The organism is Chryseobacterium sp. CFS2 (genome assembly GCF_036543225.1).
Lineage (GTDB): Bacteria > Bacteroidota > Bacteroidia > Flavobacteriales > Weeksellaceae > Chryseobacterium > Chryseobacterium culicis_A.
In genome coordinates this window covers 263,093-275,710 of record NZ_JAZHQU010000001.1, presented here as the reverse complement: position 1 = coordinate 275,710, position 12,618 = coordinate 263,093, and the positions used below count along the sequence as shown (strand labels likewise).

Here is a 12,618-nt window from a genome sequence, read left to right as displayed (position 1 = left end):
TTGTTCTATTCTGAACATGTCTACTGCTTTGGGTTAATCTATTCAATAATTTTACAGAAATAGTTTTGCTCACTTTTAAAACAAAGAAACAAATTATGAATATAGTAGACCTGGAAAAATATTTTGAACGGATTCATTTCACCGGAATTCCGGAGTTGAGTATGGAGGTATTGAAAAAAATACATCAGCTTCATCCTAAGTATATTCCTTTTGAGAATATTGATTCTTATACAGGAAAAGTTCCTTCTCTGAATTTAGATGATATTTTCAAAAAACTGGTTATAGAATCTCGCGGTGGATATTGCTATGAACAAAATCTGCTTTTAAGCGAAGTTTTAAAATATTTAGGATTCAACGTAAAGCTTCAGCTGGGAAGGGTAGTATGGGGCAGACAGGAAGACAGTGTTGCTGCACAAACCCATTTGTTACTTATTGTTGATTTTGAAGGAGAAAAGTATATCATAGACTGCGGATTTGGAACGGCTACCCTTACGGCACCGATTCTTTTAAATGAAGAAAAACAGCAGCAAACTCCCAACGGAATATTTAAAGTTTCCCATCGAGAAGAAACCTATACCCTCTGGATGTTAAAAGAACAATGGTTTCCGGTATACCGCTTCATTCCTGAGCATGTAGAGCCTATTGATCTTGAGATCTCCAACTGGTATTTATCTACTCATCCGGATTCTCATTTTAAGAACAAACTGATCCTTTCAAAAGTAGACGAGAATGTCCGTTATACGTATACAGACCATGTGTTGAACATCCGGTCTGATCATGGTGAAAAAGAATCCATATCGATAGAAAATGATATGCAGTTGTATGAAATACTGACTAATACTTTTGGACTAAAAGAAAATGCAATAGAGGCTTTAAAATCAAAAGCCGGAGTTTAGCAGGCTGTGATACAGCCTTTGTATAAAATAAAACGGGAAACTCAGCGAGCTTCCCGTTTTTTTGAAATCTGATTTTTATGAAAAATTATGGATAAAGGGATTTTGTCCCGTTACTTACAATATTACTGCCTAATCCAGAGAATGATACAGAAAAATTAGTAGAATTAAAGCTCAAAGAACCTGTAGGCGTACAAAGTCCTAACGCATAACGACATTGCCCGTAAGCGCCTGTTTTTTTGGTAATCTTACTTTCGCTTTTTGCTTTTCCTAAACTGATATATCCCCAATCACTTACATCTGCATTGGAAACTGTAGAACCGGAGTAATAAATGGTAATCTGATACCCGGCTTCACCTCTCTTAGAGCCCCATAGCCAGTTGGCTGTCCACCATTGTTTATACCATTTAGATGCTACTTTAGAAGCTTCGTCGGATGCTTCAGAATGCCCACGGGTATCCATCATCACAAGACCTCCAAAGATATTATCCCAGATAATTCCCGAATCACCATAGAAACATAATGTGGTAAATTTCCCGCTTTTGCTGTTCCATGTTACTTCCATCACATTGATGCCTGGTTTTACTTCTTCAGAGATAACCTCTTTTAATCCCTGCTGGGCGGTTGTCAGATCATCTCTGCTATATAAATCTCCAATTTTTCCGATTTTTACAGAGGATGGATCCAGTATGTTTCCGGATGCAATGAACTGATCTTTATCTGTAATCAGGCTTTTGGAAAGCTCAATACCTTTCTGGTCTGAAATTTTTCCAAGGACAGTTACACCAACAATCTGTAAATCATTTTTTAAATAGGTTTCAAGATTTTTGCCGGATTCATCCAATTGAATTTGTACCGCTTCAGGAACAGCCTGTGAAGGAAGAGAAGTGATCTCTTTTTTCAGTTCATCTACCGTTACCTTAGCCTGAACTATTTCCTGCTGGCTCATTTCGTTGTTTTCATTCTGGCAGCTGTTGAGTGCCAATACCGATAACACGGCGAAAACTTTAAAGGTAGTCACTAGTTTTTTCATAATTAATATGTATTTGGTTGTGTGTTATAAATATACATAATTGTTGTGTAATTCTCATTGTTTTGAATTAAATATTTGTTAATTCGTAGGTAGGAGGTGGCAGATGTTAGGTAGCAGGTTATAGGTTATAGGGATTATGTTATAGGGATTAGGGATTAGAGAGTTTAAAGTTCAGGGTTTAAGGTTTTGAGTTAACGAGCAACAAAAACAACCAGCAACAAAATAACGCTCAATCACGCAACTCTTACCTCGTAACAAAATAAATTTGAAACCCGTACCAACATCAAAAACTCGGAACCAGCAACCAGCAACAAAATAAACCTCTTAACCCGAACGCCCAGAACTTTATAAAATCTTAAAATTTGTTTAAATTTTTAGTTTACAGTCCATAAATGCAATAATCTTTTGTAATTTTACGCCATGGAATTAAGCATTGGAGAAATGGCACTCATTGCCATTGCAATCGTTGTATTATTCGGTCCGGATAAACTGCCTCAGATTGCGCGTGACCTAGGTGCAGGCGTTAGAAAAATGCGTGGAGCAGTGGAAGATATTAAAACAGAAATCATGAAGGAAACAGATAATCCTGTTTCTGAAATCAAACGTGAGATTGAAAAGGTAAAAGATGCTGCAAAGGATTTCAACCCGATGAATGATATCAAGAAAGATATTCTGACAGAACCTACTTCTGTAGCTTCTAATGAGCCTCCAAAACCGAAGCCGGCAGATGATGAGACTTATGAAGGACCTGTAAGCAGATAATCTATGGAGGAAATTATTCAGGAAGATAAGAAGGTATTTCTTTACCTTAATAATCTAGGGGATTCATCTTTCGATCAGTTTTGGATGCTGATTTCAAGTACCTGGATCTGGGTGCCTCTTTACATTATATTTCTTTATTTTTTATACAAAAATTATAAACTAAGATCTTTAGTTTTTATCCTTATATTTTTGGCTATCGGGGCAACGGTTTCTGACCAGTTGGCCAGTGTTTTCAAGTATGGTGTGGCAAGGCTGAGACCCTGTCATGATCCTACGTTGGAACATCACATGAGAATTGTGAAGTGTGGCGGACAGTTTGGCTTTTATTCTGCTCATGCTTCCAATACATTCTTTTTGGCTTCCTTTTTAAGTATTTTATTAAAAAATAAACTTAAATGGTTTCCATATGCTATATTTGTGTGGGCTATAGTAGTTTCCTACAGCCGTATATATTTAGGAGTGCATTTCCCGATAGATATTTTGGTGGGGGCGTTTGTTGGATCTTTATTGGGAGTGATATTTGGTGCACTCGCCAAAAAAGTCATCAACAAACAAACTATAACTTCATGAAAAAAACTTTATTAGCAGTAACTTCCCTCTGTTTCTTCATTAGTTCTTATGCCCAGGATAAAAAACTGGCTGAAGAATGTTTTAACAAAGCTGACTATAAATGTGCTGAAGAGCAGTATTTAAAACTGGCAGAGAAAGAACAGATTCAAAAATTTCAATCGGAATATTACGACTACCTTGGTACAGCTCAGAGAAGGCTTGGAAAAACGACTCAGGCTTTTAAATCCTACGAATCTGCATTGAAAGCAAATCCTATGTCGGTTTCTGTATATGCAAACCTCTCATCACTTTACAGTCAGAAAGGAAATAAGATAAGAGCATTGGAATATATAGAAAAGGGACTTCAGGTGAATGCTGAAACTCCGGATTTATATCTTACGCGTTCCAAAATTTATGACAGTCAGGGAAAAAAAGATCTGGCCATCAAAGACCTTAATCAGATTCTGACCTTTGCTCCTGATAATCTTTTTGCAAAAACAGGACTTGCCAATCTGAAAAAAAATAATGGCGATCTGGACGGCGCTTTAAAAGATTATAATAAGCTTCTTGCCGAAAAACCGGAATCATTGCTTTATAACGGGAGGGCAGATGTTTATTTTAAAATGAAAAAATATAAGGAAGCTCTTGCAGATGCCAACAAAGCGATTTCTATAGATCCGAAATTTGCTCAGTCTTATGTGAGCAAAGCTATGATTCTGATGGATACCTCCAAACTTAAAGAAGCCTGCGAAAATTTCGATAAAGCAGTAACTCTTGGGTATGAAAAAGCAGTATTGACGGATGTTTACGCTAAATGTATCAAGAAATAAATAAAAGCACCCAATCATTTAAATAAATCCTTACCTAACAGTTTAAAAAACGAATAAAGAGATAGAGAGATGTTGAATATTGTTCTTGTAGAACCTGAAATACCTAATAATACAGGAAATATCGGAAGATTGTGTGTAGGAACCGAAAGCAGATTACACCTGATCCATCCGTTTGGATTTGTAATTAATGATAAAAATCTGAAGCGTTCGGGATTGGATTATTGGGTACATCTCGATGTTTCTGAATATGCGGATATTGATGAATGGGTTAAAACGATTCCTGATCAGTCGCGCGTTTTTTTAATGAGCTCACATGCTGAAAAGTCATACCTGGAAACTGATTTTCAGGATGGAGACTGGCTGGTTTTCGGAAAGGAAAGTGTAGGGTTGAGCAAAGAGGTTCTGGATCGTTTTGAAAACCATTTAACAATTCCTATGTCTAAATTAATCAGGAGTTTTAATATTGCTAATTCCGTTGCTTTTGTGGTGGGAGAAGCAAAGAGACAGATTGGTCTGAAATAACAGATTTCAATAGACAAAAAAAAGAAATATGAACCCTTCTGAATTGAATCGGAAGGGTTTTTTATTAATCGTTATGATAAGGTTTACCCTGTAAAATCTGATCAGCACGGTAGAGCTGTTCAACTATAAACAGTCGGATCATCTGATGGGTAAAGGTCATTTTGGATAAAGACATTTTCTCATTTGCTCTGCTGTAAATCTCTTCAGAAAAACCATAAGCGCCTCCAATAAGAATGTGTACTTTTTTTACAGAAGAATTCATCCAGGTATCAATTTTCTGTGAAAATTCACGGCTGGTAAACTGTTTTCCTTTTTCATCAAGAATCACAACCAGATCATTTTTATCGATATGATTTAAAAACAATTTAGCTTCTTCCTTTTTAAGAAGATCAGGGGACAGGTTTTTGGCATTTTTAACATCCGGAATTTCAGTAATTTCAAAATTCCAGTGCTTGGGTAAACGGTTAAGATAATAATTGATTAAAGAGGTAATTTCCTTATCGTCTGTTTTGCCGATACAAAGTAAACTGATTCGCATTGTAAGAAGTTTCAGACCGCAAAGATAGGGTTTCGTGGTTAATTTGTTGCTGGTTTTTTGGTTGCGGGTTGCAAGATTATTTGTTGCGAGTTGCGAGTATATTTTGTTGCTGGTTGTTTGGTTGTGAGTTTCGGGATTCAAGCTGCAAGTTATATTAGTTGCGGGTTACCTTGAACCTTGAACTTTAAACCTTAAACTTTAAAGCCCTCCGACTCTCAAACTCTCAAACTCAAACTCAAACTCAAACTCCTAATCCCTAAAACCTGCCACCTGCTACCTAACATCTACCCCTATCTTTTCCCTATTTAATTTAATTCCCCTACATTTGTATAAAGACAAACAGATCGATGAGTGTAAAGGTTCCTAAATTTATTTTGAAGATTCAAGAGTTTTTTGACAGCATCCATATTCCTGTTTTGGGAATATCGCTTTGGCAGATGTTTCAGATTTATATCTCCGGGATTTTCAAAGGAAAAATAGGAAGAAAAGCGGCGGCAATTTCCTGGAGCTTTACCATAAGTTTGTTTCCGTTTATTCTGTTTTTACTTTCCGTTTTACCTTATATGCCGCATTATGATAAACTGCAGTTCTATATTTTTGATGTGCTGATGCATAATGTTTTTCCTTCGAATATGGAAGGTGATGTAAGAGGCTATATAGAGAATAATATTATCCCGAATATGAAAGGGATCAGTAATCTGACAATCGTTCTTGCGCTTGTCTTTGCAACCAATGGTACCTTTTCTCTCATTAATGGTTTCAATGAGAATTCTGATGAGAAGCTGAGTGATGTAAAGGAATTTATTCTCTCATTCTTTATTACGATAGGCTTTATCACCATTGTTTTTTTAGCGCTTTTTGGAGTATATTATGTAGAGGTTGTAATGAAGCTTTTTACACCGGCTTATGATGTTTCGTGGCTTGTAGATAACCTTTCCAGCATTATTGGATTCGTTTCTTTCCCGCTTTTTTACTTTATACTTTTAACGTTATTTTACTGGCTGGGTACTGTGAAAATTACCAGATTCCGACAAGCGGTTCCCGGCGCTATTTTAACAACTGTTCTGTTTGTGGTTACCACTTATATTTTTGCCATTTATGTAAAGGATATTGCACGATATAACGTTCTGTACGGATCCATAGGAAGTATGATCCTGCTGATGGTTTGGGTGAATGTAAACGTATATCTCCTCTTATTCGGAAACGAACTGAATATGGCGATCAGAAAACTCAGAATAGAAAAGCTGCTGTCTGATGAGATCCAGAAAGAAACCTCAGGATATCATGCCCAGATTGCTGAACCTGATTTTGAGGGTGATGAGGAACATAAAAGAAAGCTGGAGAACCAGAAGAAAGATTAATTCTCTTCCAGTTCAGGGTTTTCTTTTGAGCTTACACTTAGAATGGTAAATCCTGCAATTGCAGCAATAAAAGAGGCAATTAAAATGGCAAACTTCGCTTCATCCTGAATAGGAATTTCCCCTTTAAAGGAAAGGAGTGCAATAAATATGGACATGGTAAACCCGATTCCTGCCAATAAACCTACTCCGATCATCTGAAGCCAGTTACTGTTTTGCGGAAGGGAACTCAGCTTTAATTTGATGGCAATCCATGAGAATAAATTGATTCCAATCAGCTTACCCAATACCAATCCGCAGATAATTCCCAATCCTAATGTACTCGTAACTCCGGCCACCATTTCGCTGGAAAAAGTGATATTGGTATTCGTTAAAGCAAATATCGGCATAATCAGAAAACTTACCGGAATATGAAGTTGATGTTCCAGTTTTTCCAATGGTGAAATTTCTACATTGGAAGCATTGGTAGGAATGGAAAATGCAAGCAAAACACCTGCTATCGTAGCATGAATTCCGGAATGATGAAGGAAATACCATAAAAACAGTCCCGGAATAATATAAAATATAATTTTGGTTACTTTTAAGAAGTTTAAAATAAAAAGCAGGGCTGTTACTCCAAAAGATAAGAGAAGGTAGATCCAGTGAATCTGGTCTGTATAGAACACGGCAATCACCAGAATAGCCCCCAGATCATCTACAATAGCTAATGCGGCTAAAAATATCTTGATAGAATTAGGAATCTTTTTACCCAGCATGGAAATGATTGCCAGAGAAAAGGCTATATCTGTAGCCATAGGAATTCCCCAGCCATTGCTGTATTCCGTTCCGGTATTGAAAATGCTGTAGATTACAGCGGGAATAAGCATTCCGCCTACGGCTGCAAAAATTGGGAGAGAGGCATTTTTAAAGGATGAAAGTTCACCTTCTACAAGTTCACGTTTTATTTCAAGTCCCACCAAAAGAAAGAATACGGCCATCAGTCCGTCATTGATCCAGATACTGACAGGATATTCCAATCCAAAAAGATGAGTGCCTACTTCCTTGTCTAAAAAATGCTGAAAGTTTTCTGCAGCGGATGAATTGGCAATAAGCAATGAAATAAGTACACAGAAAATAAGAATAATTCCTGAGGACTGGCTGTTGTTGAAAAATTTTTTAAAATAAAGAGATAAATTCATGTCTATGATTGTACTCGTCTCACTCTGGAAACACCATTAATATTTTTAAGTTTTTTAAAGGTTTCTTCTAACTGACCTTTATTTTTGACTTCGAGGTTGATATTTCCTGTGAAAACACCATTGTTGGATTCAATAGACATACTTTTCATATCCATTCCCATACTTCCACTGATGACCGTTGTAATATCATTGATCATTCCCATTCTGTCAAGTCCCTCAATTTCAATTTTCACTCTGTTTTTGAAGCTTTCCGCATTCACCCATTTGGCAGGGATGACACGGTAATCATACTGTGCTCTCAGATTGATGGCATTCGGACAGCTGTCACTATGCACCTTGATTCCATCTGAAATGGTAATGAATCCAAAGATTTTATCCCCCGGAATTACTGTACAGCATTTTGCATAGGTGTAGTTAAGCTTCTCTTCGTCCTTCCCAAAGACAATCATGTCAAGGTTTTCCTCTTTCGGCTCCTCGAAGTGCTGGTTTTTTGAAGGTGATTTTCTGAATCTTGAAAGTAAGTTGTTGAATACGTTTTTACTTTCTATATATTTTCTCAGGCTGCTTACATCTAGTTCATTACTTTGGAATTTAAGGAAGAGCTCCTGAGATGATTTTAAATTAAAGAATTTCTGAAGTTTATTAATTTCGTCATCATTGAAATTAATTTTTGCATGACGAAGTTTTCTTTGCAGGATTTCTTTTCCTTCTTCTACCAACTGGTTTTTCTGAGAGTTCAGATAACTTTTAATCTTTGATTTGGCTTTTGAAGTCACTACGAATTCCAGCCAGTCAGATTTGGGTTTCTGATTCTGTGAAGAAAGAATATCTACCTGATCTCCATTTTGAAGAATATAGGAAATAGGAACCAGCTTTCCGTTGATTTTTGCTCCTAAACATTTCATTCCCAAATCGGAGTGAACAGAGAATGCGAAATCCAGAGCCGTAGCATTGGTTGGCAGAATTTTAATTTCTCCTTTCGGGGTAAAGACAAATACTTCTTTGGAATATAAGTTTAGTTTAATATTATCCAAAAGCTCCGAAGTAGAAAGGTTCTGCTGTTGTTCCAGTACTTCACGGATCTCGGTTACCCACTTTTCAAAATTTCTGTCATCAGAACTCTGTTTGTAACCTTCTTTGTATTTGTAGTGAGCGGCAACTCCTTTTTCGGCAATTTCGTCCATTCTTTCGGAACGGATCTGTACTTCAATCCATTTTCTGTCCGGGCCTAAAACCGTTAAATGTAAACTTTCATACCCTGTAGAGCGGGGCTGCGTAATCCAGTCACGCATTCTTGAAGGGTTACTGTGGTAAACATCCGTAACGATAGAGTAGATTTTCCAGGCGAGAAATTTTTCATTTTTTGCATCTGATTTATAAATAATCCTGATGGCATAGTTGTCAAAAACCTCTTCAAAGGAAACTCCCTGCTTCAGCATTTTTCTGTAAATGGAAGAGATGGCTTTTGCACGGCCTTTGATTTTAAAGTTCAAGCCTTCTTCATGAAGCCTTTCTGAAACTTCTTTTTTAAATTCTTCGATATATCTTTCACGACTTTCCTTGGCCAATTCCAATTTTTCCGTGATCTCGTTGTATACTTCGGGGCTGTTGTATTTTAAGGAAAGATCTTCCAGCTCAGATTTGATGTTATACAATCCAAGACGGTGAGCCATCGGAGCATAGATATAAACTGTTTCTGAAGCAATTTTTTTCTGCTTATCCGGAGCCATGCTTTCCAGAGTCCTCATATTATGAAGACGGTCAGCAATTTTAATCAGAATTACTCTGAAATCCTCAGATAATGTCAATAACAGTTTCCTGTAATTTTCAGACTGTACAGAAATATTCTGATGGTTCATGATGGAGATTTTGGTCAGTCCATTCACGATATTGGCAATCTTTTCTCCGAAGATTTTTTTCAGGTCTTCGTAGGTATAATCAGAATCTTCAATCACATCATGCAACAGGGCACAGGCAATAGAAGTTGCTCCCAGACCAATCTCTGTTGCTACAATTTTAGCAACAGCAATAGGGTGGTAGATGTAAGGTTCTCCGGATTTTCTCCTTTGATCCTTGTGGGCATCCAGCGCGATATCGAATGCCTTTCGGATGAGTTTATTATTTTCCTCATCCAATGTTCTGTATGTATTAGAAATCAGGTCCTTATATCTTGCAAGGATCTCTTTATTCTCTTGTTCTAAATCGTAGCTCATTTGTGCACATGCCTATAATAAGACGAAAATACGAAATTTTTTAGTTTTTTCAAAGATAAAAGATCCGCAGCATACACTGCGGATCTTCGGCTATTAGATTTTATATCGATTAGAATTTCACTTCAGAATTCATACCATCGCTTGATGTTTTGATCTTAATTTCAGGGCTGGCGTGTATTTCAGCTCTGTTTCTTGCATCAATATACCTTTTGATAGTATCATAATTGGTTTCATTGATGTTCATGTTTTCAAATAAATAGGATTTCAATGCTGCATTCTGAACAAATGCATTCCGTGCAAGGTCAATCTGATTAAGATCATTAACGGTAACACTTGCCAAATATTGGGAATTACCGGAACCGTCATTAAGGTATACGATGTAATCTGAAGTTCCGAATCCTGAATTTTCCAGATCACTTTCCAGTTTTTTGTAGTCGCTGTGATGACCAAATACTCCAGCTAATATATGTGACATAGTTAATTGGTTTTAAAGTTCTCATTAAAGTTAGTAATAATTTTCTGATTATCATTGCGTTTAAGGCAATAAAATTTGTTAATTAATATTCTGTTTTCAATAGAGTGAGGCAATGTTTAAGAATAATTATTGAACGGGTGTTTAATTTTAACAATTGAATAATGTCTATGGTTTATAGAATATAAGCTTTTAGGCTTCTGAAAAGAATACTTTAACTTAATTCCAATTTATAGTGTTTTTTATCTATAAATAAAAATGCCCCGAAAATACATCTCGGGGGCTCATCATCGGTTAAATAATGATTAATTAAATTCTTTCGTTTTTGATCTCCTCTACAATTTCAGGATTTAAAAGCGTACTGATATCTCCGAAATTACTGAAATCACCTTCTGCAATTTTTCTTAAGATCCTACGCATAATCTTTCCTGAACGCGTTTTTGGAAGCCCTGAGACAAACTGAATTTTATCCAGCTTGGCAATCGGTCCTATCTGATCTGAAATAAGCTGGTTGATCTCTTTTTTCAGATTTTCTTTATCACGCCCTTCTCCGGTTTCTTTAAGCATAACATAACCATAGAGTGCATTTCCTTTGATGTCATGAGGATAACCCACGATGGCAGATTCTGCTACAGCCGGATGCTGGTTGATGCTGTCTTCGATAGGTGCGGTGCCTAGATTATGTCCTGAAACAATAATTACATCATCTACACGACCTGTGATTCTATAATAGCCTACTTCATCCCTTAAAGCTCCATCTCCGGTAAAATATTTTCCGGGGAAGGCTGTGAAATAAGTTTCTTTATATCTTTGATGATCACCCCAGATGGTTCTTGCAATTCCCGGCCATGGAAAGCGGATACAAAGATTTCCGGTCACCTGGTTTCCTGTAATTTCATTTCGTTTATCGTCCATTAAAACGGGCTGTACACCTGGCAATGGGAGCGTAGCATAAGTAGGTTTTGTAGGGGTCACAAAAGGAAGTGGTGAAATCATGATTCCTCCTGTTTCTGTTTGCCACCATGTATCTACGATAGGACATTTTTTCTTTCCAACATGATCGTTGAACCAGTGCCATGCTTCATCGTTGATAGGTTCACCTACAGAACCAATCACTTTAAGGGAGCTAAGATCATGTTTGTCTACCCATTCGGCACTTTCTTTGGCTAAAGAACGGATGGCAGTAGGAGCCGTGTAAAACTGAGTGATTTTATGTTTTTCAATCACTTCCCAGAAGCGATCCGGTTCAGGATAAGTAGGAACTCCTTCAAAAATTACAGTGGTAGCCCCGTTCAATAATGGTCCGTAAAGGATATAAGAGTGTCCTGTGATCCAGCCGATATCTGCAGTACACCAATAAATATCATTTTCTTTATAATTAAAGACATTTTTAAAGGTATAGGCTGTGTAAACCATATAACCGGCGCAGGTGTGAAGCATTCCTTTAGGTTTTCCGGTAGATCCGGAAGTGTATAAAATGAAAAGTGGATCTTCAGAATCCATAATGACGGTGACAAAATCAGGAGAAGCCTTTTCATACAGGTCAGACATCCAGTAATCTCTTCCTTCTTTCATTTTAATTTCGTTGTGAGTCCTCTTGACTACAAGAACGTTTTCAACCGTTGGTGTTTTCTCTAAAGCATCGTCAACAATACTTTTCAGGTCAAGAACCTTATTTCCTCTGTAGCTGCCATCTGAGGTGATGACCATTTTTGCCTCGCAGTCATTTACCCTTGAAGCCACTGCTGAAGCTGAAAATCCGGCAAAGATCACGGAATGAACAGCTCCCAGTTTTGCACAGGCAAGCATCGTAACGGCCAGCTCAGGAATCATGGGAAGATAAATGCAGACTCTGTCTCCTTTTTCAATACCCATATCACGTAAAACATTGGCTGTTTTATTAACGCGCGTGTATAATTCGTTGTAAGAAATGTGTTGAGCTTCTTCCTTAGGATCGTTGGGTTCCCAAATAATTGCTGTTTTTTCTCCTCTTATGGTAAGATGTCTGTCGATACAGTTTTTGGTAATATTGAGTTTTGCATTTTTGAACCAGGTGATCTTAGCTTCATTCATATCGTACTTAACAACCTTGCTCCATCTTTGATACCACACGAAGTTTTGATCCGCTACCTTATCCCAGAATTTTTTAGGGTTTTTGATAGACTTTTTATAGTCTTCAAAATATTGTGGTAAATCTTCTATTAAGTAATTTCTCATATCCCTTTCGTTTTTTTGAAATTTGAATTTATTATATTTTAAATTTATGTTTA

Annotated in this window: 12 protein-coding genes; 6 read left to right on the top strand and 6 right to left on the bottom strand. The window is 37.0% G+C overall.

Annotated features, from left to right (window positions below; all coding sequences use genetic code 11):
- Positions 1 to 95 precede the first annotated feature (95 nt).
- Positions 96 to 896 carry an arylamine N-acetyltransferase family protein gene (locus ODR02_RS01280; RefSeq protein ID WP_309511393.1) on the top strand — a complete coding sequence of 267 codons (801 nt, stop codon included), beginning with the start codon at positions 96 to 98 and terminating at the stop codon, positions 894 to 896.
- An 85-nt stretch (positions 897 to 981) separates the two neighbouring features.
- On the opposite strand, the gene ODR02_RS01275 is transcribed toward ODR02_RS01280, so the two are convergent.
- Positions 982 to 1,926, bottom strand: coding sequence for a hypothetical protein (locus ODR02_RS01275; protein WP_309511392.1), 945 nt, complete (start codon positions 1,924 to 1,926; stop codon positions 982 to 984).
- A 420-nt stretch (positions 1,927 to 2,346) separates the two neighbouring features.
- Here ODR02_RS01275 and ODR02_RS01270 point away from each other — a divergent pair, with 420 nt between their 5' ends.
- From ODR02_RS01270 to ODR02_RS01255, 4 genes are all read left to right on the top strand, one after another.
- Positions 2,347 to 2,688: a Sec-independent protein translocase subunit TatA/TatB gene (locus ODR02_RS01270; RefSeq protein WP_105683551.1), complete on the top strand. Its 342-nt coding sequence runs from the start codon at positions 2,347 to 2,349 to the stop codon at positions 2,686 to 2,688.
- Between the two features lie 3 nt (positions 2,689 to 2,691).
- On the top strand, positions 2,692 to 3,258 hold the full coding sequence (locus tag ODR02_RS01265) for a phosphatase PAP2 family protein (protein WP_209785142.1): 567 nt from the start codon (positions 2,692 to 2,694) through the stop codon (positions 3,256 to 3,258).
- Entirely contained in the window at positions 3,255 to 4,067 is an 813-nt protein-coding gene (locus ODR02_RS01260; protein ID WP_309511391.1) for a tetratricopeptide repeat protein, read from the top strand. Before ODR02_RS01265 ends, ODR02_RS01260 begins: the two co-directional genes overlap by 4 nt.
- A gap of 69 nt (positions 4,068 to 4,136) precedes the next feature.
- The gene (locus ODR02_RS01255; protein ID WP_309511390.1) at positions 4,137 to 4,589 is read left to right on the top strand and encodes a tRNA (cytidine(34)-2'-O)-methyltransferase; all 453 of its coding nucleotides are present in this window, start codon (positions 4,137 to 4,139) and stop codon (positions 4,587 to 4,589) included.
- A 64-nt stretch (positions 4,590 to 4,653) separates the two neighbouring features.
- Here the strand turns inward: ODR02_RS01255 and ODR02_RS01250 are convergent, their stop codons facing one another.
- Positions 4,654 to 5,127: a 23S rRNA (pseudouridine(1915)-N(3))-methyltransferase RlmH gene (locus tag ODR02_RS01250; protein WP_047376769.1), complete on the bottom strand. Its 474-nt coding sequence runs from the start codon at positions 5,125 to 5,127 to the stop codon at positions 4,654 to 4,656.
- Between the two features lie 347 nt (positions 5,128 to 5,474).
- On the opposite strand from ODR02_RS01250, the gene ODR02_RS01245 reads away from it, so the two are divergent.
- Positions 5,475 to 6,488: a YihY/virulence factor BrkB family protein gene (locus tag ODR02_RS01245; protein WP_209785138.1), complete on the top strand. Its 1,014-nt coding sequence runs from the start codon at positions 5,475 to 5,477 to the stop codon at positions 6,486 to 6,488.
- Here ODR02_RS01245 and nhaA read toward each other — a convergent pair.
- The 4 genes from nhaA to acs form a co-directional block, all read right to left on the bottom strand.
- Entirely contained in the window at positions 6,485 to 7,663 is a 1,179-nt protein-coding gene (gene nhaA, locus ODR02_RS01240; RefSeq protein ID WP_309511389.1) for a Na+/H+ antiporter NhaA, read from the bottom strand. The two genes, ODR02_RS01245 and nhaA, sit on opposite strands and share 4 nt — an antisense overlap.
- Positions 7,664 to 7,665: 2 nt before the next feature.
- A complete protein-coding gene (locus ODR02_RS01235; RefSeq protein ID WP_209785136.1) occupies positions 7,666 to 9,876 on the bottom strand; it encodes a RelA/SpoT family protein in 2,211 nt (736 codons plus the stop codon).
- Positions 9,877 to 9,985: 109 nt separating this feature from the next.
- A complete protein-coding gene (locus ODR02_RS01230; protein ID WP_209785135.1) occupies positions 9,986 to 10,351 on the bottom strand; it encodes a hypothetical protein in 366 nt (121 codons plus the stop codon).
- 306 nt (positions 10,352 to 10,657) lie between these two features.
- Positions 10,658 to 12,613: an acetate--CoA ligase gene (acs, locus tag ODR02_RS01225; RefSeq protein ID WP_309511621.1), complete on the bottom strand. Its 1,956-nt coding sequence runs from the start codon at positions 12,611 to 12,613 to the stop codon at positions 10,658 to 10,660.
- Positions 12,614 to 12,618 lie beyond the last annotated feature (5 nt).

What these genes read in the sequence shown, in the direction of transcription:
- ODR02_RS01280 (WP_309511393.1), top strand. Translation starts at nt 96, where the DNA reads ATGAATATAGTAGACCTGGAAAAATATTTTGAACGGATTCATTTCACC.
- ODR02_RS01275 (WP_309511392.1), bottom strand. Translation starts at nt 1,926, where the DNA reads ATGAAAAAACTAGTGACTACCTTTAAAGTTTTCGCCGTGTTATCGGTA.
- ODR02_RS01270 (WP_105683551.1), top strand. Translation starts at nt 2,347, where the DNA reads ATGGAATTAAGCATTGGAGAAATGGCACTCATTGCCATTGCAATCGTT.
- ODR02_RS01265 (WP_209785142.1), top strand. Translation starts at nt 2,692, where the DNA reads ATGGAGGAAATTATTCAGGAAGATAAGAAGGTATTTCTTTACCTTAAT.
- ODR02_RS01260 (WP_309511391.1), top strand. Translation starts at nt 3,255, where the DNA reads ATGAAAAAAACTTTATTAGCAGTAACTTCCCTCTGTTTCTTCATTAGT.
- ODR02_RS01255 (WP_309511390.1), top strand. Translation starts at nt 4,137, where the DNA reads ATGTTGAATATTGTTCTTGTAGAACCTGAAATACCTAATAATACAGGA.
- ODR02_RS01250 (WP_047376769.1), bottom strand. Translation starts at nt 5,127, where the DNA reads ATGCGAATCAGTTTACTTTGTATCGGCAAAACAGACGATAAGGAAATT.
- ODR02_RS01245 (WP_209785138.1), top strand. Translation starts at nt 5,475, where the DNA reads ATGAGTGTAAAGGTTCCTAAATTTATTTTGAAGATTCAAGAGTTTTTT.
- nhaA (WP_309511389.1), bottom strand. Translation starts at nt 7,663, where the DNA reads ATGAATTTATCTCTTTATTTTAAAAAATTTTTCAACAACAGCCAGTCC.
- ODR02_RS01235 (WP_209785136.1), bottom strand. Translation starts at nt 9,876, where the DNA reads ATGAGCTACGATTTAGAACAAGAGAATAAAGAGATCCTTGCAAGATAT.
- ODR02_RS01230 (WP_209785135.1), bottom strand. Translation starts at nt 10,351, where the DNA reads ATGTCACATATATTAGCTGGAGTATTTGGTCATCACAGCGACTACAAA.